The organism is Tenacibaculum sp. SZ-18, from assembly GCF_002813915.1.
Classification (GTDB): domain Bacteria; phylum Bacteroidota; class Bacteroidia; order Flavobacteriales; family Flavobacteriaceae; genus Polaribacter.
Window position 1 is genome coordinate 2,453,293 of record NZ_CP019335.1, and the last position, 26,493, is coordinate 2,479,785.

The 26,493-nt window shown below is 30.7% G+C and carries 27 protein-coding genes; 11 read left to right on the top strand and 16 right to left on the bottom strand.

Annotation, left to right across the window (positions count from 1 at the left end):
* Positions 1 to 247 precede the first annotated feature (247 nt).
* The 8 genes from BTO06_RS10825 (at position 248) to BTO06_RS10860 (ending at position 10,217) form a co-directional block, all read left to right on the top strand.
* Entirely contained in the window at positions 248 to 2,698 is a 2,451-nt protein-coding gene (locus tag BTO06_RS10825; RefSeq protein WP_100925325.1) for a DUF5916 domain-containing protein, read from the top strand.
* Between the two features lie 86 nt (positions 2,699 to 2,784).
* Positions 2,785 to 3,447 (top strand): ABC transporter ATP-binding protein, encoded by a 663-nt coding sequence (locus BTO06_RS10830; RefSeq protein ID WP_100925326.1) that lies wholly within the window; start codon positions 2,785 to 2,787, stop codon positions 3,445 to 3,447.
* Positions 3,448 to 3,504: 57 nt separating this feature from the next.
* The gene (locus tag BTO06_RS10835) at positions 3,505 to 4,221 is read left to right on the top strand and encodes a DUF3667 domain-containing protein (protein ID WP_100925327.1); all 717 of its coding nucleotides are present in this window, start codon (positions 3,505 to 3,507) and stop codon (positions 4,219 to 4,221) included.
* 5 nt (positions 4,222 to 4,226) lie between these two features.
* Positions 4,227 to 5,711 carry a S10 family peptidase gene (locus BTO06_RS10840; RefSeq protein ID WP_100925328.1) on the top strand — a complete coding sequence of 495 codons (1,485 nt, stop codon included), beginning with the start codon at positions 4,227 to 4,229 and terminating at the stop codon, positions 5,709 to 5,711.
* A gap of 54 nt (positions 5,712 to 5,765) precedes the next feature.
* Complete coding sequence (locus BTO06_RS10845) at positions 5,766 to 6,317, top strand: CPBP family intramembrane glutamic endopeptidase (RefSeq protein ID WP_100925329.1); 552 nt, start codon at positions 5,766 to 5,768, stop codon at positions 6,315 to 6,317.
* A 3-nt stretch (positions 6,318 to 6,320) separates the two neighbouring features.
* Positions 6,321 to 7,082, top strand: a complete 762-nt coding sequence (locus tag BTO06_RS10850) for a TIGR02757 family protein (protein WP_100925330.1) — start codon at positions 6,321 to 6,323, stop codon at positions 7,080 to 7,082.
* 46 nt (positions 7,083 to 7,128) lie between these two features.
* Entirely contained in the window at positions 7,129 to 9,597 is a 2,469-nt protein-coding gene (locus BTO06_RS10855; protein ID WP_100925331.1) for a M14 metallopeptidase family protein, read from the top strand.
* A 71-nt stretch (positions 9,598 to 9,668) separates the two neighbouring features.
* A complete protein-coding gene (locus BTO06_RS10860; protein ID WP_157811814.1) occupies positions 9,669 to 10,217 on the top strand; it encodes a PAS domain-containing protein in 549 nt (182 codons plus the stop codon).
* A gap of 67 nt (positions 10,218 to 10,284) precedes the next feature.
* Here BTO06_RS10860 and BTO06_RS10865 read toward each other — a convergent pair whose 3' ends face one another.
* The 5 genes from BTO06_RS10865 to BTO06_RS10885 form a co-directional block, all read right to left on the bottom strand.
* Positions 10,285 to 11,943, bottom strand: a complete 1,659-nt coding sequence (locus BTO06_RS10865) for a hypothetical protein (RefSeq protein WP_100925333.1) — start codon at positions 11,941 to 11,943, stop codon at positions 10,285 to 10,287.
* Between the two features lie 98 nt (positions 11,944 to 12,041).
* Complete coding sequence (locus BTO06_RS10870; protein WP_100925334.1) at positions 12,042 to 12,350, bottom strand: hypothetical protein; 309 nt, start codon at positions 12,348 to 12,350, stop codon at positions 12,042 to 12,044.
* Positions 12,351 to 12,443: 93 nt separating this feature from the next.
* Complete coding sequence (locus tag BTO06_RS10875; RefSeq protein ID WP_100925335.1) at positions 12,444 to 13,094, bottom strand: DUF4386 domain-containing protein; 651 nt, start codon at positions 13,092 to 13,094, stop codon at positions 12,444 to 12,446.
* Between the two features lie 67 nt (positions 13,095 to 13,161).
* On the bottom strand, positions 13,162 to 14,514 hold the full coding sequence (gene rimO, locus BTO06_RS10880; protein WP_100925336.1) for a 30S ribosomal protein S12 methylthiotransferase RimO: 1,353 nt from the start codon (positions 14,512 to 14,514) through the stop codon (positions 13,162 to 13,164).
* 46 nt (positions 14,515 to 14,560) lie between these two features.
* Positions 14,561 to 16,192 carry an amidase family protein gene (locus tag BTO06_RS10885; protein WP_232731446.1) on the bottom strand — a complete coding sequence of 544 codons (1,632 nt, stop codon included), beginning with the start codon at positions 16,190 to 16,192 and terminating at the stop codon, positions 14,561 to 14,563.
* Positions 16,193 to 16,318: 126 nt separating this feature from the next.
* Here BTO06_RS10885 and BTO06_RS10890 point away from each other — a divergent pair, with 126 nt between their 5' ends.
* Both BTO06_RS10890 and BTO06_RS10895 read left to right on the top strand, forming a co-directional pair.
* Positions 16,319 to 17,095 carry a LytTR family DNA-binding domain-containing protein gene (locus BTO06_RS10890; protein ID WP_100925337.1) on the top strand — a complete coding sequence of 259 codons (777 nt, stop codon included), beginning with the start codon at positions 16,319 to 16,321 and terminating at the stop codon, positions 17,093 to 17,095.
* Positions 17,096 to 17,217: 122 nt separating this feature from the next.
* Positions 17,218 to 18,606 carry a serine hydrolase domain-containing protein gene (locus BTO06_RS10895; RefSeq protein ID WP_100925338.1) on the top strand — a complete coding sequence of 463 codons (1,389 nt, stop codon included), beginning with the start codon at positions 17,218 to 17,220 and terminating at the stop codon, positions 18,604 to 18,606.
* A gap of 56 nt (positions 18,607 to 18,662) precedes the next feature.
* On the opposite strand, the gene ftsY is transcribed toward BTO06_RS10895, so the two are convergent.
* From ftsY to BTO06_RS10950, 11 genes are all read right to left on the bottom strand, one after another.
* A complete protein-coding gene (gene ftsY, locus BTO06_RS10900; protein ID WP_100925339.1) occupies positions 18,663 to 19,616 on the bottom strand; it encodes a signal recognition particle-docking protein FtsY in 954 nt (317 codons plus the stop codon).
* A gap of 181 nt (positions 19,617 to 19,797) precedes the next feature.
* Positions 19,798 to 19,950, bottom strand: coding sequence for a DUF4295 domain-containing protein (locus BTO06_RS10905; RefSeq protein ID WP_086030136.1), 153 nt, complete (start codon positions 19,948 to 19,950; stop codon positions 19,798 to 19,800).
* 10 nt (positions 19,951 to 19,960) lie between these two features.
* Positions 19,961 to 20,143 (bottom strand): 50S ribosomal protein L33, encoded by a 183-nt coding sequence (gene rpmG, locus BTO06_RS10910; protein ID WP_013070733.1) that lies wholly within the window; start codon positions 20,141 to 20,143, stop codon positions 19,961 to 19,963.
* Positions 20,144 to 20,169: 26 nt separating this feature from the next.
* Positions 20,170 to 20,409, bottom strand: coding sequence for a 50S ribosomal protein L28 (gene rpmB, locus BTO06_RS10915; protein ID WP_100925340.1), 240 nt, complete (start codon positions 20,407 to 20,409; stop codon positions 20,170 to 20,172).
* A gap of 82 nt (positions 20,410 to 20,491) precedes the next feature.
* Positions 20,492 to 21,739 carry a competence/damage-inducible protein A gene (locus tag BTO06_RS10920; protein WP_100925341.1) on the bottom strand — a complete coding sequence of 416 codons (1,248 nt, stop codon included), beginning with the start codon at positions 21,737 to 21,739 and terminating at the stop codon, positions 20,492 to 20,494.
* 7 nt (positions 21,740 to 21,746) lie between these two features.
* The gene (locus BTO06_RS10925; RefSeq protein WP_100925342.1) at positions 21,747 to 22,073 is read right to left on the bottom strand and encodes a hypothetical protein; all 327 of its coding nucleotides are present in this window, start codon (positions 22,071 to 22,073) and stop codon (positions 21,747 to 21,749) included.
* 10 nt (positions 22,074 to 22,083) lie between these two features.
* A complete protein-coding gene (locus tag BTO06_RS10930; protein ID WP_100925343.1) occupies positions 22,084 to 22,392 on the bottom strand; it encodes a hypothetical protein in 309 nt (102 codons plus the stop codon).
* Positions 22,393 to 22,398: 6 nt separating this feature from the next.
* Positions 22,399 to 22,725, bottom strand: a complete 327-nt coding sequence (locus BTO06_RS10935) for a hypothetical protein (protein WP_100925344.1) — start codon at positions 22,723 to 22,725, stop codon at positions 22,399 to 22,401.
* Positions 22,722 to 23,330, bottom strand: a complete 609-nt coding sequence (locus BTO06_RS10940; RefSeq protein ID WP_100925345.1) for a fumarylacetoacetate hydrolase family protein — start codon at positions 23,328 to 23,330, stop codon at positions 22,722 to 22,724. Before BTO06_RS10940 ends, BTO06_RS10935 begins: the two co-directional genes overlap by 4 nt.
* Positions 23,331 to 23,368: 38 nt before the next feature.
* Positions 23,369 to 24,238: a formyltetrahydrofolate deformylase gene (purU, locus tag BTO06_RS10945; RefSeq protein WP_100925346.1), complete on the bottom strand. Its 870-nt coding sequence runs from the start codon at positions 24,236 to 24,238 to the stop codon at positions 23,369 to 23,371.
* Positions 24,239 to 24,286: 48 nt separating this feature from the next.
* Positions 24,287 to 25,126, bottom strand: coding sequence for a 1,4-dihydroxy-2-naphthoyl-CoA synthase (locus tag BTO06_RS10950; protein WP_100925347.1), 840 nt, complete (start codon positions 25,124 to 25,126; stop codon positions 24,287 to 24,289).
* Positions 25,127 to 25,219: 93 nt separating this feature from the next.
* Between BTO06_RS10950 and BTO06_RS10955 the strand changes: the two genes are divergently transcribed.
* Positions 25,220 to 26,491: an alpha/beta hydrolase gene (locus BTO06_RS10955; RefSeq protein ID WP_100925348.1), complete on the top strand. Its 1,272-nt coding sequence runs from the start codon at positions 25,220 to 25,222 to the stop codon at positions 26,489 to 26,491.
* Positions 26,492 to 26,493: the final 2 nt, after the last annotated feature.

Here is a 26,493-nt window from a genome sequence, read left to right on the forward strand (position 1 = left end):
GATAATTACATTAAAAAATTGTCATGTTGTTTGTTTTTTTAACGCTTTTTTAAGAAACCTTTCTCTTCTAAAATGTAACACTCTAAATTTTAACAAGTCCTTACTGTAATTAACAAGAATTTACAACTATAGATAATCAAACATCTATACTATTGTTCAATGAAAAACTATTTAGATTACATATCATAAAAATTCAATGAAAAACTATCGCCTACTCCTGCTTTTCACTTGTATTAGTTTTATATCTATGAGAGGTCAGGTAAATCAAAACAGAAAAAAATTAGCTGCCACAAGAACACCTATTCCCCCTAAAATTGATGGAGATTTAAATGATAATACTTGGAAAAATGTTCCAGTTGCAAACAATTTTATTCAATTTAGGCCTGATAATGGTGTTGCTGAATTAAAAGATTATAAAACAGAAGTAAAATTGGTATATGATGATAACGCAGTTTATATTTCAGCCAAAATGTTAGATCCAAATCCCGCTAAAATTCCTGCAGAATTTACAAACAGAGATAACTTCGGGAATTCTGACTTTTTTATGGTTATGATCAATCCTATTGATGATGGACAAAATCCTGTAATGTTTATTGTTACCGCTTCTGGAGTTCAAATTGACTCTAAAGTTTCTAATGGAAATAACGAAGATTATAACTGGAGTGCCGTTTGGGATAGTGATTTTAAAATTACAGATTATGGATGGGCAGTTGAAATGAAAATTCCTTATCGAGCCTTGCGTTTCGCCAATAACAATGTTCAATCTTGGGGAATGAATTTCCATAGAGAAGTAAGAAACATAAATACGCGATATTCATGGAATCATATAGATAATGAAGTAGGAAGATGGACACAATATGATGGATTGATAGAAAACTTCACAAACATCTCTCCTCCTACCCGTTTAAACCTTTATCCATATGCTTCTGTAATTAGCACCACTAAAGAAAATCATACAATTGCAGATTGGAGTGTTGGAATGGATGTTAAATATGGTCTGTCTGAGAATTTTACATTAGATGCTACATTAATTCCAGATTTTAGTCAGGTGGGGTTTGACGATGTACAATTGAATTTAGGTCCGTTTGAACAACAATTCACTGAGCAGCGTCAATTTTTCACAGAAGGAACTGAATTATTTACGAAAGGACGATTATTTTACTCGCGAAGAATTGGTGGTTCTCCAACAGATCAGTTCGATGTTGAAGAAAATTTACGAGATGATGATAATTTTATTAATGGAAAAAAAGTTAACGAAGAAATAGTTGATTACCCTGGAAAAGTTCAAATGTTGAACGCAATCAAAATTTCGGGTAGAACGAAAGATGGGTTAGGAATTGGTTTCTTCAATGCTATTACAGAAAAAACAGAAGCCACTGTTGAACGGACAGAACAAATTCAAGTTGGGGACGATGTAGTGACAACTAAAAATCAATATAAAGTTACTACAGAACCATTTGCAAACTATAATATTATGGTATTGGATAAACAATTCAATCAGAATTCTTCTGTTACTTTAATAAATACAAATGTTACCCGAGACGGAAGATATAGAGATGCAAATGCTACAGGATTACTATGGCACGTGGAAGATAAATCAAGCACCTTTAATATTGATGGTAGTATTAGAGCTACACATATAAGTGATGATCCTACAGAGACTACTCCAGGTTACAGTTTTGATACCAGTGTAGGAAGACAGTCAGGAAAATGGCGCTGGGAAATTGGTTATAACTTCGAGAATAAAGATTTCAACCCAAACGATATGGGAATTTTATTCAGTAATAACGAACAAACTATTTATGGTTTTACTGGATACAGACAATTAAAACCTGTTGGGATTTTTAATAACTTCGGAATCAACTGGTGGTACAATGTAAACTTTTTACACAAATCAGGTGTTTATACAGGAACTAATACTGGGATTTCATTTTGGTCAGAAACTAGAAACCGTTTCAATTTTGGTGGAAACATAAACTTCAGAACCATATCAAAAGACTTTTTTGAACCAAGACAAGGAAGTACTTCCGGAGTGTATTTTGAAAGGCCAATGCGATTAAATATTAATCACTGGGGATCGACAGATTACAGAAAAAAACTAGCTATTGATTATAACTGGTATTATACATTCTTTAAAGGAATACCAAAAAACTCATACGGATTCAGATTTGGACCACGCTATCGATTTAACAATCGATTATCACTAAATTATTCCTTCAGATACAATCAAGTTGATAATGATTTAGGTTATATTGATAGTAATAATGATGATATTATTTTTGGTGAAAGAGATATAACAACTTATGAGAATACTGTTTCTGGAAAATATAGTTTCAATACTAACTCTTCCTTATCACTTTCTTTTAGGCATAATTGGAGTAAAGTTCCTTACAAAGATCAGTTATTCAGTCTCGATACAAGTAATGGTCAATTAGCTCCTACAACTTTCACAGGTGATTATGACCGAAATTTTAATAGTTGGAATTTAGATTTAAATTATTTCTGGCAATTTGCTCCGGGAAGTCAATTAATCGCATTCTATCGTAATTCGATTAATCCAAGTGCAACCTTTGCTCCTGCCGATATTAGTTTCGCTGACAATATCGACCGATTATTCGATGCATCTATGAGGCACACTTGCTCATTAAGATTCGTATACTTTTTAGATTATAATGATATCAAGAATATTTTATTTTAGATAAACATTAGTTATGCGTTGAGAAATCAGATAAGTGTCACTTGTCTGGTTTCTTTTTTTTACATTCGTACTTCTTAATATCAACTATGATTACTGGTAAAAATATACACAAACAATACGGAGAAGTTCAAGTTTTAAAAGGTGTAGATTTACACATAAAAAAGGGAGAAATAGTTGCCATCGTTGGTCCGTCTGGTGCTGGTAAAACTACTTTACTTCAAATTCTGGGAACTTTGGATAAACCTGAAGATGATATTCCATATGAACTTTCCATAAACAATATAGTAATCAAAGGATTAAAGGACAAAGAAATATCTATTTTCCGTAATCAACATATTGGATTCATATTTCAATTTCATCAATTATTACCTGAATTTACTGCAGTAGAAAATGTTTGTATTCCAGCATTTATTGCAAAAAAGCCAAAAGTAGAAGTTGAAAAACGCGCCAAAGAATTATTAGAGTTTTTAGGATTATCTAACAGAATGAATCATAAACCGAGTGAACTTTCAGGAGGAGAACAACAACGAGTTGCCGTTGCAAGGGCACTAATTAATAATCCTTCAGTAATTTTTGCAGATGAACCTTCTGGTAATTTAGATTCAACCTCTGCAAAGAATTTACATGAACTTTTCTTTAAACTTAGAAATGAATTTGGACAAACATTTGTACTAGTAACTCACAACAAAGAATTAGCTGAGATGGCAGATCGAACATTAAAAATGAAAGATGGAATAATTGTAGAGTAACTCATTACACTAAATTATATTATTTTGGTTATCTTTTATCAACAAAACTAAAAACAAATGATTTGTATTTCGTGCAGTTATGAACATAACGAGAAGTTTTGCCCTAATTGTGGCGAAAAACGAGATACTAAAAAAATTACCTTTCAATCACTACTTAAAACTTCTATTTCAGGAATAATTGATATGGATAGAGGATTTTTACTGAACGTAAAAGAATTATTCCTTTCTCCAAGAAAAATGATAATAGAATATATTAAAGGTAGAAGAAAAGGAATTTTTAATCCTTTATCTTATCTCATCTTAACAACTACCTTTTATATTATTATAGATTCCTATTTGAAAAGTAAAGGAGATATTAAAACTCCATCAATTGTTCATGATCCGAAACTCTATGATATCAGTTATAGAATTGGTGGATTGATTAGAAAATATTTAAAATTCTTCTGGGTACTCTGTATTTTCCCATTCGCTTTTTTCAATAAACTATTTTTTAAAAAATATAACTTCTGGGAACATTTAACAATTGCGGCATTTTTATTCGGTCAAGCAACTTTAGTTGGATTAATTATATCTTTGTTTTATAAAACCGCTTTAATTTTTAATCCTCTCGTATACATAACTCTATTAATTTTAAACTACAGTGTTTTCCATAACAAAAAGAATAAAACTGAATCGATAATACTTGTATTGACATCAATGTTTTTCTACGCTTTTTCTTTAATCATGATTATGGTGGCTCTCGTATACTTTACAAAACAAACAACTCTTAACTAAATAAAATGAAAAAAATCCTTCTACTACTCATTCTTACTGTTACAACAACATTATTTTCTCAGGATAAGAGAGTACCGGTTGACACAACTGTAGTAACTTCATATTCAGCAACAATTAACGGGAAGAAAGTTACCTATAAAGCACAAACAGGAACTCAACCAGTTTTTGATGAAAATGGAAACATTAAGGCTACTTTATTTTACACTTATTATTACAGAACAGATATTAAAAGAAGAGAAGAACGACCAATCATAATGTCGTTTAATGGCGGGCCAGGTTCTGCCTCGGTATGGATGCATATTGCTTATACAGGACCGAAAACCTTAAAAATTGATGATGAAGGAAACCCTATCCAACCTTACGGAATTAAAGATAATCCATATTCTGTTTTAGATGTTGCGGATATTGTTTTCGTGAATCCAGTTAATACGGCATATTCGAGACCTATTATTAAAAAAGATGAAAAAGTTGATAAAAAATACTTTTTCGGAGTGAATGCAGATGCTAAATATTTAGCAGATTGGCTAAACACATTTATTACAAGAAACAACCGATGGAATTCTCCTAAATATATTATTGGAGAAAGTTATGGAGGAACTCGTGTAATGCAACTAGCTTACGAATTACAAAGCCGACAATGGATGTATTTAAATGGAGTGATTATGGTTTCTCCTGCTGATTATAAATTAATCAGAACAGGAGCTTCTGAAGATTATGCAATAAATTTTCCTTATTACACTGCTGCTGCTTGGTATCATAAACAACTTCCAAATGAATTACAACAGAAAGATCTTTTGGATATTCTTCCAGAATCTGAAAACTTCGCGATTAACAAATTACTTCCTGCATTAGCCAAAGGTGGTTTTATCGGAGAAACTGAAAAAAATAACATTGCTACTAAAATGGCTTTATATTCAGGAATTAAAAAAGAAGTGATTTTGAAACACAATTTAGAATTACCAAAAGCATATTTCTGGAAAGAACTATTAAGAAATACAAGCGGAAAAACAATTGGAAGATTAGACAGTAGATATTTAGGTTTAGATGGAAAAGGAACAGGAACAAGTCCTGATTATAGTCCTGAATTAGTTTCTTGGCTGCACTCATTTACACCTGCCATTAATTATTACATTCAGAATGTATTGCAATTTAAGACAGATGTAAAATATAATATGTTTGGTCCTGTACATCCTTGGGATTTTTCTAATGATAATTCAAGAGAAAATCTAAGAAAATCTATGGCGCAAAACCCTTACTTACAACTTTTAGTCCAATCAGGGTATTATGATGGAGCAACTACATATTCTGCTGCGAAATATACTATGAGAAAAATCGACCCAAGTGGAAAATTAAAAGATAGAATGAGCTTTAAAGGCTACAGAAGTGGTCATATGATGTATTTAAGAAAAGAAGATTTAGAAAAAGCTAATCAAGATTTACGTGAATTTATCATGAAAAGCTCAAAAAATGTTGGTGCGGCAAAATACTAATTGTTCTTTGTAACATTTCCTAAACATTTAATACCAATACATCAAATACTTTTTATGAGAGAAACATTTTTGGAACTAATTACTTATTTAAAAAACCCGGTATTAGAAAAAGATCAAAATGCTGATCTTAATTATAGATTAAAGAAATTTTTTTACACACTAATTATTTGTATAATCACCAGTGCTGCGATTATGCCCTTATTTACATTAGTCGAGACGTTGGGTTTGGTCAATATGAATGATCATGCAATGGAAGATTTAATGCAACAATTTCCAAAAGCAGTAATAATTTTTCTCGTCGTAATTTTAGCTCCATTGTTTGAGGAATTGATTTTTAGAGCACCACTGACGTTATTCCATGACCCAAGTTATTTCAAACCTGCTTTTTACATATTCGCTGTGGTTTTTGGTCTGATTCATATCACTAATTTTAAAATAACTACGAATGTTTTACTATTAGCTCCAATATTAGTGTTACCACAAACTATTTTAGGTGGTTATTTAGGATTTATCCGAGTACGATTTGGTTTAGGTTGGAGCATGCTTTTACATGCTTGTTATAACGGATTCTTTATTTTCATTAGTTTTGCCTCCGATTTAGTTTAAACTGTGACCAAAAAAGAACTCAAAGAATTTTTAGACGAAAAAGCTGAACTCTATGAAAACATCGATTTTATAGACAGCGATCCTATACAAATACCTCATCAATTTTCGATCAAAGAAGATATTGAAATTGCTGCGTTTTTGTCGGCAATTATAGCTTGGGGTAATCGAAAAATGATAATTAATAATGCTTCAAGAATGATGGATTTAATGGGAAATTCTCCATTTGATTTTGTTATGAATCATTCTGAAGATAACCTAGAAAAGTTTGATGGTTTTGTACATCGTACTTTTAATGCCGAAGATTTCAAGTTCTTCATCAAATCCTTAAAAAATATTTACACTAATCATAGAGGATTAGAAACCGTTTTACAAAATAAAGCGTCTGATAATTACCAATTAGCCATTCATAATTTTAAACAAGTTTTCTTTGAAATTCTTCATTTACCGAGGACACAAAAACATATTTCTGACCCAATTAAAGGATCGGCTGCGAAACGGATAAATATGTTTTTACGTTGGATGGTTAGAGATTCAAAAAAAGGTGTAGACTTCGGAATTTGGAAAACTCACAATGCTTCAGATCTTCATTGTCCTTTAGATGTTCATACTGGAAATATTGCAAGAAAACTTAAAATTTTAAAAAGAAAACAAAATGACTGGAAAGCAATTCAAGAATTAGATTTGATCTTACGAAAGTTTGATAAAAACGATCCAGTTAAATATGATTTTGCTTTATTCGGTTTAGGCGTTTTTGAGAAGTTTTAGCTCAAATTAATTGCTTACATTTGGAAATCAATCAAATTTAAGTTTCATGCGTTTTCAAATTATATTGGCTACATTTTTAATTAGCTGTTTTAGTATTTTCTCTCAAAACATTCAATCTCCGTCTGAATTTTTAGGATATCCTTTCGGTTCTGAATTTACAAGACATCATGAAGTGGTAGATTACTTTGAACATTTAGCAGAGAATTCGGATAATTTGAAACTTGAAAAGTATGGTAAAACTAATGAAAGAAGAGTTCTACAAATTGCTTATATTTCAAGTAAAAGTAACTTAGATAATATTGAATCTATTAGGAAACAGCATCTGACAAATGCTCAATTAGAAAACACCACTTCCCTTCAGGATAAAGCGATTGTTTGGTTAAGTTATAATGTGCATGGTAATGAGGCTTCAGCAACAGAAGCATCGATACTCACAGCATATAAATTAATCACTGAAAAAAAAGAATGGCTCGAAAATACAATTGTTATAATCGATCCATGTTTAAATCCTGATGGTAGAGATCGATATGTAAATTGGTTCAATCAAGTTAAAAACAGAAATATAAATCCTAATCCGCTTGCGCTTGAACATAATGAATCTTGGATTCAAGGAAGACCTAATCACTATTTATTCGACTTAAATCGAGATTGGGCATGGACTACTCAAGTTGAATCGCAACAAAGACTTAAAGTATATAATAAATGGATGCCACATATTCATGTCGATTTTCATGAACAATTTTATAATAATCCTTATTACTTTGCACCTGCCGCTGAGCCATTTCACGAAATCATCACCAAATTCCAAAGAGATTTCCAAAATGAAATAGGAAAAAATCATGCTCGTTATTTTGATGAAAACGGATGGTTATATTTCACTAAGGAAAGCTTCGATTTATTGTATCCAAGTTATGGAGATACTTATCCAACATTTAATGGAGCTATTGGGATGACTTATGAACAAGCAGGACATGGTAAAGCTGGTTTAGGAATTAAAACAAAAGAAGGTGAGATTTTAACACTAAAAGATCGACTCATACACCATACAACCACAGGATTATCAACAGTTGAAGTTGCTTCTAAAAACACACAAAAATTAAATTCAGAGTTTAAGAAGTATTTTAACAATAGAACATTTAAATATAAATCGTACGTTTTACAAGGAAATTCTGATAAACTTAATGCATTAAAAAGACTTTTAGATCGTCATGAAATTAAATATAATTCAACTTCGAGCAAAGAAGTAACAGGATTTGTTTACAAAAAAAATAGTACCGGAAAACTTAAAATTACTAGTAATAATTTAAGTATTACAACCAATCAGCCTAAAGGGAAACTAGTTGAGGTATTATTTGAACCTAAAACAGTTATCAAAGATTCGTTAACCTACGATATCACATCGTGGTCTTTACCTTATGCATATGGATTAGATGCTGTAGCAACGAAAAAGAATATTCTAGATAAAAGCAACCAGGTAAATACTGAAAAACCTTCTCTAAAAAATAATGTATACGCTTACACATTTGATTGGAATCATATTTCTGATGCAGCATTATTATCTGATTTATTAAAGAATAAAGTTAGAGTAAGAACAACTTCAAAAGAAATTAAAAACAGTAGTCAAAACTTATCACCAGGATCTCTAATAGTGACGAAAAGAGATAATAAACATCTTTCAAACTTTGATAAACTTATTTTTGAAATAAGTAAAAAACACCGTAAAAAAAATAATCATATCACAACAGGTTTATCAGAAAAAGGACCAGATCTTGGCTCTTACAGCGTTACTGAAATTAAAAACACCAAAATTGCTGTTTTAGGAGGAAAAGGAATTTCTACTCTAAGTTATGGTGAAGTTCGCTATTTCCTCGAGCAGGACTTGAATTACACATACAGTGCAATTAAAATAAATGATTTATCAGAAAGATCTCTTTCAAAATTCAATGTTCTAATTTTACCAAATGGAAGTTATTCTTCTATATTAAATACAAAAACATTAAAAATATTAAAAGCTTGGATTCGCAAAGGGGGAAAGGTTATTTCTATTAGTAACGCGAATCAAGTTTTTGCCAGTAGTAAAGATTTTGGTCTGACTACAAAAACAAGCAAAAAGAAGAAAGACACTACTAAGACTATAGTAAAAAAGAGAAGTTATGCAGATGCTGAAAGAGAGCAAATTAAAAGTTTGATTACTGGAGCGATTTTTAAGACAGATGTCGATAACACACATCCTTTAGGATTTGGATATGAAAAAGATTATTTTACTCTAAAACTTGGAACTAATTCATATGATTTCTTAAAAAGAGGTTATAATGTAGTAACTCTAGATGACAATACCATTGTATCTGGATTTGCTGGGAGTAAAACTTTAGCTAATCAGAAAAGATCTTTAATTTTTGGAACTGAAAACATGGGAAGCGGAAAAATAGTTTATCTAATTGATAATCCATTATTTAGAGGTTTTTGGAATAATGGTAAACTTTTCTTTGCAAATGCATTATTTATGGTTAAATAATCTTAAAGTTTAGTTTTTTTAGTTATTTTTAGTACTTGAAACAAACAATTATGAAAAATTCACTTCGTCTTATGAAGAGTTTAGACCTTTTTTTAAACTCTTTATGTTTTGAGAAATATCAAGAGTTTAAAGGGTATTTAAAAGAAGAAGAAAACCATTCGATAAACCTATTAAGTTTTGATTTTCACGTACAAAATCTTAGTGCGATATTAAAAAAAAAGTCAATTCAGAACGATATACAAGCTTTAGAACACATTGCTAAGAAAGAAGCTTGGATAAAATCTATCGAATCTATTCTTACAAAAAATCCTTTTGAGGCATTAATACTCACTGACATAAATAGAAGTATTTTATGGGTTAATGATGGTTTTACTAAAATGACTGGATATCCTAGGAGCTATGCTTTACAAAAAGCACCACAATTTTTACAAGGAAGAAAAACTTCTGAGGAAACACGAAAACGAATCAGAGAAAAATTACAAAGAAATAAACCTTTCAAAGAAGTTATTATTAATCACAGAAAAGATAATACCACATATAAGTGTGAGTTACATATTTTCCCTTTAATGAACAATAACAAAACAACGCATTTCTTAGCATTAGAGAAACAAATAGCATAAAAATCGAAACAAATACACATAAAAAAAGCCGCTAAAAATGCGGCTTTTTTAATTACATTACTGTCAATTAATTCTTACCTGTAATTTTTCTTAAAATATTGGAAATATTTCTTCCATTTTCTATAGAATCACAATACAACTGTACTTTGTTTGTGTAGTTTTTAATTTCTCCGTCTTTATACGTTTTAATTATTTTCTCTTGGTAATTGGTTGTGATTTCTACAATAACCTTTTTACCCGTAACTTTCATTGCAATCGATTTTGGATTTAAATCTTCTAATTTAAACTCCTGAATGTTTTCAACAGATTCTTTCGTTGAAGATTGGATAGCTGTAAATTTTATCCCTCCATCCTCAGAACTTTCTAATCTTTGATCTTGTGTTAATTTACCAAGTGATACTTTTTTCAACTCACCTGATAAAGCTGTTAATGTTTGAGGAGTTTCGAGTTTTCTCTGAGTACAATTTCCAACTAATATCCTTATCGCTTCTCTACAAACTGTGGCATCTTCTATTCCATTGCAGATTAAATCTATTTTACTTACATACTTCTGTTGTATATCATTTTTAGTATGTTTAATAAACTTATTTTTTCCAATAGTATTAATAGATAAATGTACTTTTTTTCCTTTTATTGATATCTCAACGTCTTCCTTATTTATATCTATTAAATTCAATTCATAACTATGACTATCCTTCTTTTTTGAAGTTTCAATCTCTCTAAAGATCTTAACAATACAATCTCCTTCTAACTTTTGAATAATGGTTTCTTTACTTGAAACCAACTTTTCTATTTTATTATTTATTAAATCTATTCCAGTATTGGTTGTCAATTGCCCGGGAAGAACGGCTTTAAAGCGTTTTTCAGCCAATGGAATAATATCTTGAAGAACTTTTTGTAACTCTCTAGCATTCTCTACACTTTTACAAATAATTTCAAATTTAGATACATAAGATTTAACCACTCCATTATTAATAACTTTTATAGCCTTTAAGTTTCTCTTCGCTGGAATAATAACCACAAAATCGCTTCCTTTATTTTTAAAGAGCACTCCCCTTTCATTCATATTTGAAAGATTAAATTCGTAAGATGTTTTTAAAACCGATTTACTAGTAGACTTAGCGTTTATAAATCGAACACTTGCTGGATAGCTATCCAATACTTCTAAACCTTGTTCTACTTTACTCTTTCCCGACTCTACTGTAAAAATATTCTTGGTCAACCAAGCTAAACGATCCTCGTACCCATTTAGAGATAATCTATTTTCTGTGATTTTTTTTGCTACAGGAATAAGATTTTTTATGTCATCAACAATTTTCCTAGCATTATCTACATTTGAAGCTAATATGTAAAACGCTTTCGTGTAACTAACTTTATCACTATTAATTATTGATTTGATCATTTTCTGATTTTGTTTAGCTATCAACTGAACTTTTATTAAGTCCTTAGATGTTTCATAACGAACTGTATTTATATCAATATCGGCAAAATTAAACTCATAAGTGATCTCTGTAACTTTTCCTTTTGTAGTTGTTTCTGTTTGAGTGAAATTTGCAACACCAGGTAAATCCGAGGTAATAGATAAATCAAATGTTGATTTACTCGTTATTACTTTCTCTAACGAATTAGATAATTCTTCTAGTTTTGTATTAAAGGTTTGGCTTTGGATTCCTAAAACTTGAAAATAAGTCAGAAAACAAATGGTTAGATTTATTAAAGTTTTCATAATTTCATTTTAAACTAAGTTAATTATTTTGAGGTATATATAAAAATATAAACCCTGTTCAAGGCAGGGTTTATGATTTTTAATTCAAACATAACATATTAGTTACAAGACAATAACGCTTGTAATTCTCTTAATTGATTGACTTGTGCTTGTACTTCTGGACAGTTTTCGGCTTCATTAATAAAAGCGGTTAGAGCGTTATTATAAGCAATACAATTTGCAACTGTTTGATTTCCTGCATAGGCTACACTTGTATCCGAAACATCAACAGATAATTGCTCTATTCGTGATGCATTACAATTCCCCGATCCCGAATCTAAATTTTCCTCATCTGAATCTGTCTCACAAGACATAATAAAAAATGAGCTTACTAATAAAAAACTTAAAAAGTAAATAGCTTTTTTCATGATTAAAAAGTTTAATGATTAACTACATGTCAAAACTATTTTAAATCATCAATGAATAGAATACCTAGTAATAAGTAATTTAAAATCTGTGTTTTAATCACTAGAAAACCCTTTAACGATTAACCAAATTGGCATTAATAATTGAACAAACGCCATTGGAAGCATTAAATTCATACTTATACCATAACCGAAGATAGAAGACAACATTTCCGTAAACATTAGTACTGAAGCTGTAATCCCAACAACTGAAATTAACCTAGGAACTAACTTTGTTGCAAACAAGGTGTAATACAATACGAAAACAGGAAAACAAGATGTTAATAATGACATATAATGCGTCCACCAGTGTTTTTCCGAAAATACTTTTTGAAGAGCCTCTAAAGTATCTATATTTTTAATTTCGGAAGAAACCTTACTAAATTCTAATAATGAAAAAACACTTCCATTATCAATAACAATGGCTATAAAATTCAATAATGTAAAAGCAAAATAAAGCCTAGCCAAACTTGTATTATACTTTGTAAATACAGGAAATAATAGAACTGCTATACTGATAGAAAGTATTCCACTAAACATATTTAGCAAAGTGGAAGCTATAAGTTGATTTTGATGAGTTACAGTTTCTTTTAAAAAGTCATCTGAAAATAATGGTGCTTGTAAAATTTGGTAAACAGTTACTCCAGAAACAAAAATTAAAAGGAATAAAACACCAACTATTCTTGGAATTTTAAAGTTAGAATTCATAGTTGTTCTTTTGGTTAATTAACCAGAAGACGAACTAAAAATCAAAATGTTACAAAAAAAATAAGGTTTACGTTTTTCTTTTGTTTAAAGGAATAGGACGTTCTTGTTTTACTGTTGGAGTTCCATGTAAATCAAAATCACCAGCATCGTAAATTTTAATATCGATGAATTCACCTAATTTAATGTAGTGTTCTCTCGCATCAACAATTACATCATTATCAACATCAGGAGAATCAAACTCAGTTCTTCCGTAATAGTATTCTCCATCTTTTCTATCAAATAGACAACGGAATGTTTTTCCAATTTTTTCTTGATTCAACTCCCAAGAAATTTGGCTTTGAACTTCCATGATTTCATTCACTCTGCGGAATTTTACATCAGTAGGAACATCATCTTCTAAGACATAAGCTCCGGTATTTTCTTCATGTGAATATTCAAAAGCACCTAAACGTTCAAATCGCATTTCTTCTACCCAATCCTTTAATTCTTGAAATTGCTCCTCAGTTTCTCCAGGATAACCAACAATTAACGTTGTACGAATTGCCATATTTGGAACGTACTCTCTAAACTTATGAATTAAGTTTGTAGTTTTTTCATGAGTAGTACCGCGTTTCATCGACTTTAAAATCTCTGTATTGATATGTTGTAAAGGAATATCTAAATAATTACAAACCTTTGACTCATCTCTCATAACATCTAACACATCCATTGGAAACCCACTTGGAAATGCGTAATGTAAACGAATCCATTCAATTCCGTCTACTTTAACTAACTCCTTTAATAAATCTGCTAAAGCTCTTTTCTTGTAGATATCCAGACCATAATACGTTAGATCTTGAGCAATTAACATGATCTCCTTAATACCAGATTCTGCTAATTTGGTAGCTTCGATAACCAACTCTTCAATTGGAGTAGATTTGTGTTTACCTCTCATTAACGGAATTGCACAAAACGAACATGGACGATCACATCCCTCAGCAATTTTCAAATAGGCATAATGCTGCGGAGTTGTTGTTAAACGCTCGCCAATTAATTCATGCTTATAATCTGCTTCTAAAACCTTTAATAAGTTTGGTAAATCATGAGTTCCGAAGTATTGATCTACATTAGTAATTTCACTTTCTAAATCTGGCTTATAACGCTCACTTAAACAACCCGTAACAAAAACCTTATCAACTTCACCAGCTTCTTTCCGTTGTGCATAATGCAAAATGGTATCTACGCTTTCTTCTTTTGCTTTACCAATAAAACCACAAGTATTTATTACCACGATATTACCATCATCCTCTGGATCTTCATGAACTACATTTTTACCATTGGCTTTTAATTGTCCCATTAACACTTCACTATCGTAAACGTTTTTTGAACAACCTAATGTTACTACATTGATTTTATTTTGCTTTGTAGATTTTGTACGCATCTATCTGAATTTAAGGAGTGCAAAATTATGATTTATTCGTCATAAATTACTCATAGTCTTTAGGTAATTTTCTTACTTGAGTTAAGTTTTCAAAGGCTAAACCTAATTCCAGTAATGTAAACTCTGTTTTTGGCTTTCCTATGAATGTTAAACTTATCGGTTCACCTGAATCTTTATATCCCATTGGAACAGTAAGATTTGGATATTCAGCAACAGCAGAATACGCTGCATGATAATTATTTATAGAAAGAATTGCATCTAAATTTTTCTCATCAAAATACTTGAAATATGTCAATCCTTCATTCTTTAAGTTTTGCTTTACAACTTCTAATTGAGCAATAGTAGTGGTATCGTTCACAATACCTTCAAATAATTGCTGACCATATGGTGCTCTCATAATAGAATCTTTCAAATTATACTCTATTACATTTTGAACTGAAGATACCGGCATTTTTTTACCTTTTAAATAACTTGGCAAATCATGTTTCATATCGATATTAAGTAAGGTTAAGAAACCTGACAAACTTGTTTGTTCAGGAGAAATCTCAATAATATTAGCTCCTGCATTTCTAATTTTTTCAATAGTACTTTTATAGATTGAATCATTTAATAAAGAAGTTAATACTCCAATATTCTTATCTTTTAATTGACTAGTTTTAAAAAGCTGCTGATCGTCCTCCAACGCAAATGACTTTTTATCATTTGAATCTTTTCCTAATAAGGCTTTTAATAAAATATAACTATCCATTACATTCTTTGTCATCGGACCAGGAGTATCCAAAGTACTTGAAATTGGAACAATACCATCTCTACTTAATAAACCAATTGTCGGTTTCAATCCTACTACTGAATTTTGACTAGATGGTGATGTAATAGAACCAGCTGTTTCTGTTCCAATGGCTGCTATAGCATAATTTGCGGCCGTGGCTACACCACTACCAGAACTTGAACCACCAGTTTCAAAAACTTTACGACCGTAAGGGTTTAAAGTTTGTCCACCAACTGCACTGTATCCTAAAGGACAACCTGAACAAAAGTAGTATGCCCATTCACTTAAATTAACTTTCCCTAAAATTAGCGCTCCATTCTCTTTAAGTTTACTTACAATAAAAGCATCTTCTGGGTTATTATTCGCTAGAACTTCCGCTCCGGCAGTAGTATTCATTCCTGTTGTATTGATATTATCTTTCAATAAAATAGGCATACCAAATACTGAGGCATTATCAATATTATTTGTTTTTGCAATACTATCTTTTTTTCTTGCATTCTTAAGTACTTCTGGATTTAAGCTAATAATTGCATTTAAATATTTCGTAGAGTCACTTTCAAATTTTCTAATTCGATATAAATAAAACAAAGAAAGTTTCTCATAAGACAACTTTCCACTCCTAATTGAAAATTGTATTGAAGGAATAGATTGCTCAATAATTAAAGGTTTTAATTTTGAATACTCTTCTTCTGTAAACGTTGACAATTCCTTTTGAAATGGTTTGAAAACTTCATTCATATCTAAATATTTAGACTGAATCAATTTGTATTTCATCCTCGGATTTTGATGCTCTTGCTGAGTGATTAATTCAGCTGTTTCATCATAATTTTTAAAATAATTTTTCTCTTTTACTTCTTTATTACAACCTGAAAGTATTATAGCAATAAGTATAATTGTAACTTTATTCACGATAAGTAGATTTATTTGATTCCTTGATTATCAAAGATAAAGATTATTAAAAAGACACAAGCACAAGTGAATTGAATTATTCATCTATATTTGTTGACATCCTATTGAAAACTGTTTAAAAAAGAAATGAACACATTAAATCCATCTATAAAACACCATACTTTTGTGGGAATTTTCATAGCTCTTTGGATTTTTATTTTTACATATTATATACGTCCTTTTGATGGAAAAAACTTTAGTTTCTTTTGGTGGGAATTTTTAGGCATCGGTTTTGCCATTATAGCATTTATGAGTTATTTTATCGTAAGCATGATACAAGATTCTATTTATAAAAAAATAGATTTATGGAATATTTACCTAGAAATATTATCAATCCTCATTTTTCATTTATTGAATTTCTTTCTGAGTTACATGTATTACAAAAGTCCATTTTTAAATGGAATTTGGAATTTAAATGAATATGCTTCTGGCATTTTGAAATCCGCTATTATTTTTACTCCTGTAATCATTTTCGGAAGAAGTTTAACACTTAGATTTTCACCACAAATTGAAACAAAGAATCTCGAAAAATCAGATAATGAAAATATCGATGTTGATATTATTATTAAAGGAGAATATAAACTAGACATTTTAAAAATTAAAAAGTCAGAACTTGTGTGTGTTTCTAAATCTCAAAATTACGTTGAAGTTTATTTTACAGAAAACAACCATTTGAACTCAAAACTAATTAGATCCTCTTTAAAGAAAATTCATGATGAATTCAGTTTTCTAGTTCAAGTTCATCGCTCTCATCTTATAAACCCAACTCATTTTAAGTCCTGGAAAAATAATAATACTCTTTCACTTACTCAAATTGAAATACCTGTTTCAAAAACTTATAAAGAGAACATTGGTTTGCTATAAATTCGCACCTAAAACTAATAGTTTCGCAACTAATTGTTCGTAAAACCAAGAGTCTTATGGTTGTAATAATAAATTTACTCAAAAAATTATCATTAAAAACAACCTAAAAATTGCAAGACTATATGCGAACTATTTTTACCCTTACATTTCTTTTTATTCTTATTCTTTCTAACGCTCAAACCAACTCAGAAATATCAGAAAAAACGATTAATGAAATAACCGAGTTTATTCAAAATAAAAAAGATTTTTATAACTCACCAAGTATTGCTGTTGCCATTACTGATGAAACAAAAACCATATATTTGAAACATTTTGGTGACGCCAAAAAAGGAGATAAATACTTAATTGGCTCTAATTCTAAATCATTCACTGCATTACTAATATTAAAGTTGCAGGAAGAGGGAAAACTAAATATTCATGATCCCGTCATAAAATACTTACCTTGGTTTAAGTTTAAGAATAAAGTAATTTCAGATCAAATAACCATTGAAGATTTACTACGTCATACATCTGGACTTTCAACTGAATTGGGAAGAACCTTTAAAACCGACCCAACTTTTAATTATATTGATTTTTATACTTCGAAAATAAAAAGTATCGATCTAGAGGATATCTCTGAAAGACGATACAACTATTCTAATGCTAATTACAGAATTCTTGCATATATTATAGAGGAAGTGACTAATCGCACATTTAAAGATTGTTTAAACTCTTATATAACCACGCCCTTAGGATTAGTAAATACATCAGCAGATATAAAAACTAAACTAATTAACAGCTATCAATACTTTTTATATTATCCAATAATTCCATTTGAAACAAATTTACACCCTGACGAAGCCGCTTCAGGATTAATTTCAAGCTCCATAGACAACATGGCAACTTACCTACGTCATATTATGAATGCTTATAACAATCATCCAAATACTAAATTATCCAATCATTTAGTAAAACAGTTATTTACCAAGAATGAGAGGAGTAAGTCAAATTACGGATTAGGTTGGAAAATAAATAACGATTCAACAGGGCTCTATCATGGTGGTACAAACAAAAGTTTTGAATCTCATATGTACATTTTACCTTCATTAAAAAAAGCAATTGTAGTATTAATAAATTCAAATCAAGCTCCGGATGTTGAAATTATCAATGGAATCTACGGAATATTAAGTGGAAAAGGATACTATGATAAATCGTCATTTGCTTACTACAGACATTTTCCTATTCTTGTTTTACTGCTATGTATTTGCTTTATTTCTCAATTCATAAAATGGCAAAAAAGAAATTTCCATATTTCACTGACTAAAAAGATTCTACCAAATCTTCTACTTCTTATTGGTGTAGTAATTGGATCTTGTATTTTTATTTATATTCCAAAACTTAATGGTGTTTCCTTAAAAACAGCAACAGAATTTGACCCTACTAGTGGATATAGTATTGTTTTAACTTCATTGTTGATAATCACTAACTCCATTTTAATTTATATTAATGCGAATCTTATACTAAAGAAGTAAAAACATAAAAAAGCTCCTTTAAAAAGGAGCTTTTATTCTATCAAAATTAGTTCCTTTTATTTAAAGAAACTATCTACGAATTCATATTTGTTAAAAACCTGTAAGTCATCGATTCCTTCTCCAACACCAATATATTTTACTGGAATTTGAAACTGATCAGAAATACCAATAACAACTCCACCTTTTGCGGTTCCATCTAATTTCGTTACCGCTAAAGAAGTAACTTCAGTAGCTTTTGTAAACTGTTTTGCTTGCTCAAAAGCATTCTGTCCAGTAGAACCATCTAAAACTAACAATACATCGTGGGGAGCATCTCCGACAACTTTTTGCATTACTCTTTTAATTTTAGAAAGCTCGTTCATCAAATTGACCTTATTGTGTAAACGGCCTGCAGTATCAATGATGATGACATCTGCATCTTGATTCACTCCAGATTGCAAAGTATCAAACGCAACCGATGCTGGATCTGAACCCATTTCTTGACGAATAATTGGAACGTCAACTCTATCAGCCCAAACTTGAAGCTGATCAATTGCCGCTGCCCTAAAAGTATCTGCCGCTCCTAATACTACTTTTAAACCTCTCTTTTTGAATTGAGATGCCAATTTTCCAATTGTAGTAGTTTTTCCAACTCCATTTACTCCAACAACCATTAAAACATATGGCTTTTTATTCTCAGGAATGGTAAACTCAGTTTCATTACCAACGTTTGTTTCTGATAATAAACCCGCGATTTCATCACGAAGAATCTGATTCAACTCTTCCGTTCCTAGATATTTGTCACGTGCGACACGTTCTTCAATTCTATCGATAATTTTCAATGTCGTATCTACTCCAACGTCAGATGATACTAAAACCTCTTCCAAATTATCTAAAACATCATCATCTACTTTAGATTTCCCTGCGACTGCTTTAGATAGTTTTGAGAAAAAACTTTCCTTAGACTTTTCTAATCCTTTATCTAATGTCTCTTTTTTCTCTTTGGAAAATATTTTTTTAAAAAAACTCATAATAAGCGATTAATATCTGATTAGTTAGTTGTTAAAAATCATACCATCTCAGCGTTGACAGCCAAAATGTCATTAAGAAATAGAATGAATAACATTAACAACCAAAATTACAGTATTTTCACGTATAAAAAAAGCTACTTTCATGAATGAAAGTAGCTTTTCTTTAAACTGTATACAAGAATTACTTTTTTGCCAAAAAGTCGTTTACTTGCGTAGGATCCATAATAGCTTCAACGAATGTGTAAGCACCAGACTTTGGAGACTTTACCATTTTGATAGCTTTAGTTAATCTTTTAGAACCTGTTTGTAACGTTGCTACTGATTTTTTTGCCATGACCTACCTATTATTTAATTTCTTTATGAACTGTCATCTTCTTCAAGATTGGATTAAATTTCTTTAATTCCATTCTATCTGGAGTATTCTTCTTATTCTTAGTTGTAATGTAACGAGAAGTTCCTGGTTGACCAGATGCCTTGTGCTCAGTACACTCTAAAATAACCTGAACTCTATTTCCTTTTTTTGCCATCTCTGTATAACTTTATCTAGTAGTAATTACTTTGTTAAGAAACCTTTTTCTCTTGCTTCTTTGATTACAGCTGTAATTCCTTTCTTGTTAATATTTTTTAATGCAGAAGCAGATACTTTTAATGTAATCCAATTATCCTCTTCTGGAATATAAAAACGCTTTGTCATTAAATTAGCGTTGAATTTTCTTTTTGTTCTATTTAAAGCGTGAGATACATTGTTACCTACCATCGCTTTTTTTCCTGTTAATTCACAAACTCTAGACATCTTCTTGACAGTTTTTGGTGTTATTTCTAAACGAGGTGCAAATATACGTATTTTTAACTAAAACAAACAAAATATATTTACGTTAATTTTTCATATTCATTCTCAAAATCAACTCTAAAGCTTTATTAACAGTTTTATTAATGACTTTTTCTCTTGGATTACCAAAATTGTACTCGTGTACCTCTGCCCCATTTTCATCAGCAATACCAATATATACCAAACCAACATCTTTATCATTATGATCGGTAGTTGGCCCTGCATTTCCCGTAATAGATATTGCTAAATCAGTATGCACTTTTTTTCTAGCATTAATTGCCATTAACTCGGCAACTTCTTTACTGACAACAGTATTTTCCTTTATTAAAGACATTGGCACATCTAGTAATTGTTCTTTCATTTGAGAATTATAAACGACAAAGCCTCCTTTAAAATACGCCGAAGAACCTGGAACTGAAACTAAGGTTGAAGCAATTTTTCCTCCAGTCATGCTTTCTGCTGTACAAATTGTTAGCTCTTTTGATTTTAAAATTTTCCCTACTTGACTCTCTATAGAACCTTCATCTTCGTACCCTACGAAAATATCATCTACCAATGCTGATAATTTAATTACTTTATCAGATAAAGCTTCCTTTAAATCCTCTAAATTATCTCCTTTAGCACTTAACCTTAGCCTTACTCTTCCAAAAGAAGGCAAGTAAGCTAGTTTTATATTCTTAGGTAAACTATTTTCAAAATCCTCAATTCTACTTGCTATAACACTTTCTCCCTGTCCGTAGGTAAGTATTGTTTTGTGTAGAATGTAAGGTAAATCAAACTCTTCTTGTAATTTTGGTAATACTTCATAAGTCATTAAACCTCTCATTTCGTAAGGTACACCTGGGAGAGAAACAAAAACAGTATTATTTTCATTGAACCACATGCCAGGAGCGGTTCCTAAATGATTCATTAATAAAGTAGCTTTTGAGGGTAATTCCGCCTGATATTTTTGAACTTCGTTAAATGGGTGATTAAACTTCTTAAATAGAAACTTAATATTATCGATAACCTCAGGATACGTTATCACCTTTTCATCTTTAAAGTATTCAGCTATTGTTTTTTTGGTAATATCGTCTTTCGTTGGACCTAATCCTCCTGTAATTATTACAACATCAGCTCTATTTTCAGCCTCCTTTAATGCGTTTAATATATGTTGTCTTTCATCTTGAATCGATGTGATTTGATACACCGATACACCTATCTTATTTAATTCCTTACCAATCCATTGCGAATTCGTATCTACAATCTGACCAATTAGAATTTCATCTCCAATGGTTATAATTTCTGCATTCATAAACTTACTACTCCTTGTTTCCTATTTGATTAATAACATTGTCTAACTGAGGTTTTTCCTTTTCCCATTTTTTTTGCAAAAACATAAATAATAAGTAGGAACTTAGACCACCAGAAGGGAGTTCTATTAATGCCAAACTCAATCTATCTGTAGTTTCCATCCAGTTCGATTCCATTGCTATTAAAATAGCTGCCAAAATAATTCCAAAAACAAATACTCCTGAATAGTAAGAAACAATTCCTAAAACTGTAATTCCCCATTTACTCTTTTCATATTCTCCGGCCAACTCATAAAATTTCTTTCCTATTATTACTAAAATAATTATTCCGATCATACGTGATTTTTTAATTTATTCCTTTTCCGTTAATGTCATTCTCTCTTTTAATCTTACTTTCCGTTACTTTATATGAAATTCCTGTAACAAATATTGCTAAAGGAATAGAAAAGCAACTTATAATAGTCGGGTTAGAATAAGGGAATTTTAAACCTATATTTAGAAATATCATCATAAAAACTGTGCCCGCATAATATGTTACTAAAAAAACGACTACTCCAATAATCAAGTATAGAATTGGGTTTCTCTTATATTTCTGTGAAAGTTTAAGAAATTGATATCCTGTAAATATTACTCCTAATACAATTATTAAATCCATTTATTCTTATTCTTTTCCTATTTCATCTATAGCTTTATTAGCATCAACATTCACTTTTTTCAACCATTTTTTCTCCAACCAAAAATGAACCAGAATTACTACTAATACACCTATTAAAAAAGACAATAATCGATGTGTTGACCTACCAATATTATTTGATATGACACCAAGAAATGTGTAGGTCAATGCGTTCAGGAAAACAACTACAATGTAAATTCCTAAACCCAACAACATATATCCTATTCTACTTCTGTTATATTTATTAGCTAAATTATAATAAGACCATGCTATAGTAATAAGAATAATAATTAATAAAACAGAAGTTAGATTCATTTTACTTTTATTTCGAATGCCTTTTTACCTTCAATAACTCCAGTTAACAAATCATTTTCTACGACTTTTCCGACACCTGCAGGTGTACCTGTAAAAATTATATCTCCTTTTTTTAAGGTGAAAAACTGAGATACATAACTCACCAATTCATCCACTTTCCAAAGCATAGCTTTTGTATTGCCATCTTGAACTACTTCTCCATTTTTATGTAATTGAAAAGACAAATTTTCTAAATCAAACTCCTTCTTAGGATAAAACTCGCCGATAATAGCACTACCGTCAAAAGCTTTCGCTTTTTCCCAGGGCAATCCTTTAGCTTTACATTCTGCTTGAACATCACGAGCAGTAAAATCAATTCCTAAACCTATGGCGTCATAATATTTATGAGCAAATTTGGTTGAAATATGCTTTCCTACTTTATTAATTTTGACCAAAACCTCTACTTCATAGTGAACATCATTAGAAAATGGTGGTATAAAAAATGGATTTCTTTTTGGTAAGATTGCAGAATCAGGTTTCATGAAAACAACCGGATTACTTGGTCTTTCATTTGCTAATTCTTCTATATGTTTTGCGTAATTACGCCCGATACAAATTATTTTCATGTTGATTATATCTTTGAATAAATCAAATATCTTACTATTTATTCTCCCGACTCAGGAAATACAATTGCTCTATTATCAGAAACAATTATTTGATGTTGTAAATGAGATTTTACAGCTTTTGCTAGGACTAACCTTTCAATATCTGCCCCAATTCCTTTCAATGTTTTTGGTGTACTTTCGTGTGAAATCCTTTCAACATCTTGCTCGATTATTGGACCTTCGTCTAAATCGACAGTCGCATAATGTGCTGTTGCTCCAATTAACTTTACTCCTCTCTCATAAGCTCTTTGATACGGATTTGCTCCTTGAAATGCTGGTAAAAACGAATGATGAATATTAATAATTTTTTGAGGATACTTATTTATAAAATCTTCAGAAAGGATTTGCATGTAACGAGCCATTACAATTAAATCAATATTATATTTAGTTAATAATTCTACAACCTGAGCTTCTTGTTCTTTCTTTGTTTCCTTTGTTATTGGTAAATGATAATAAGGAATATCGAACATGTTAGCGATGGATTTCAACTTATCATGATTACTAATTATTAAACTTATATTACAATCAATAGTTCCTTCTCTTTGTCTTTCCAACAAATCATATAAGCAATGACTCGTGTGCGAAACCATAATCGCCACATTTTGTTTTTCTTTTTCGTAATGAACCGACCAAGTACAACTTAGAGAATCGGCTAAATTTAAAAACTCAGTTTCTAAATCGTTTTTAGTAATATTAGCATCTTCTGCATCTAAACGAATACGCATATAATAACGATCTGCAATGGCGTTTACATATTGCTGACAACTTAAAATGTTAAAGCCTTGTTCATAGAAAAACGTTGTAAACTTGGCAACTAAACCTTTCTGATCAGGGCATTTAATTAAAAAAGTAACTACTTGTGATTGCATTAGAATTTTTGGGTGGTTATTACTTTACTTAGCAAAAAGGAAACCTCTCTATGGAATCCATTTTTTATCAAAATTTGGTTTTCTCTTTTCTAAGAAAGCATCTCTTCCTTCTTTAGCTTCATCAGTCATGTAAGCCAAACGAGTTGCCTCTCCAGCAAAAACTTGCTGTCCAACCATTCCATCATCTGTTAAGTTCATGGCAAACTTCAACATTTTTATAGAAGTTGGAGATTTTGCTAAAATTTCTTGTGCCCATTGAAAAGCTGTATCCTCTAACTCGTCATGAGGAATAACGGCATTTACCATTCCCATTTCATACGCTTCTTGAGCAGAATAATTTCTACCTAAGAAAAATATTTCTCTTGCTTTTTTCTGTCCAACCATTTTTGCCAAATAAGCAGAACCATATCCTCCATCAAATGAAGTTACATCGGCATCTGTTTGTTTAAAAATAGCGTTTTCTTTACTCGCTAAAGTTAAATCGCAAGTCACGTGTAGACTGTGACCTCCACCAACTGCCCAACCTGGAACCACAGCAATTACTGCCTTTGGCATAAAACGAATTAAACGTTGAACTTCTAAAATATTTAGTCTGTGATAACCATCTTGACCGACATAACCTTGATGTCCTCTAGCTTTTTGATCTCCACCTGAGCAAAAGCTCCAAATTCCATCTTTAGTTGATGGACCTTCCGCAGACAATAAAACTACTCCAATCGAGGTATCTTCATGTGCATCTTGAAATGCATCCAATAATTCACTAGTCGTGTGAGGACGAAATGCATTCCTAACGTTTGGCCTGTTAAAAGCTATTCTAGCTACACCTTGTGACTTCTTGTACGTAATGTCTGTATACTCTTTTGCAGTTTTCCAGTCTATGTTCATCATAATTTGAAAAAAATATCGTTATTTAGAAAAAACAAAAATACTATATTATACCTTAGCATTATTATAAGGTATACCCCAAACATAAAATTATCGATGAGAAATTTAATTTTAGCGACCTTTTTACTTTTAAGTTCAGTTGCGTTTGCTCAAAAAATATATAATAAGAAAGTAAGCTCTGTTCAATTTAATGCAGACCGTGACATTAAATTATATTTACCTGAGGGACATGAAACTGACACTATTAGAAAATATCCTGTTGCCATAGTTTTGAATAACGATTACTTATTCGATATTTATTTAGGAAATTCTAAAATTTATGCAGCAGCAGATTTAACTCCAAAACAAATTGTTGTTGGATTAGATGTAGACTTTAGGAGAAATAAAGATGTTTCAACAGTTGGAAAAAGTGGAGGATTAACAGATCAGAGTAAAAAGTTTTACAACTATATTAAGGAGGAACTTATTCCTTATTTAGAAGCGAATTACAAAACATCTCCTTATTTAACAATTGTTGGAGATGGAGAAGCTGCAAATTTCTTACTTCATTTCTTAAAAGAAAAAAAACCAATCTTCAATGCATATGTGTGTATATCACCTATGCTTACGAATCAAAGTATACGTTTATTAACTACTTATAATTTAAAACGATTGGATGAATTAGATAATCAGTTTTACTTATACATGAGTTCTAACGCCTTTGAAAAGGAGGAGCGAAAAGATTATTTTGAACAAGCTAAGAAAGGTTTAGAATCACTTGCGATAAAAAATTTGCATTTAGCTTTTAAAGACTATAAAGACGTTCCAAATAAACCTGCGGCAATTGTAAAAGCTCCAACGGATATTTTTAGTACTATTTTCGAACTGTATCCAAGAATTTCTAAAAAAGAGTATGACGAAAAGATTAAAGACCTCGATCCACTCGAAGCTATTAAATATTTAGAATCGAAATACATTGAAATTGAATATTTATACGGAACAAATTTGAATGTTCGTTTTCAAGATATTTACGCCATTGAAGGAATTGTAATTGATCGTCAAGATGGAGATTACCTAAGAGTTCTTGGGGATTTTGTTATGATTAAGCATCCTGAATCTCACTTAGGTGAATATTACGTAGGAATGTATCATGAATTAGGTAAAAATTATGAACAAGCATTATTCTATTATAAAGAGGCTTATGGAAAAATGGAGCTTTCAGATTCTAACACTGAACTTTTTTATGAGAACATTATTCGAATCGAAAATGCAATTCAAAATGAACCTAAAGAACAGCCTTTAGATGAACTTCCTTTTGAAGACGAAGAAAACAATGATGAGAATCCTGAAGAGGATGAAGAAGAAAAAGAGGGCAAATACAAAAGCTAGTA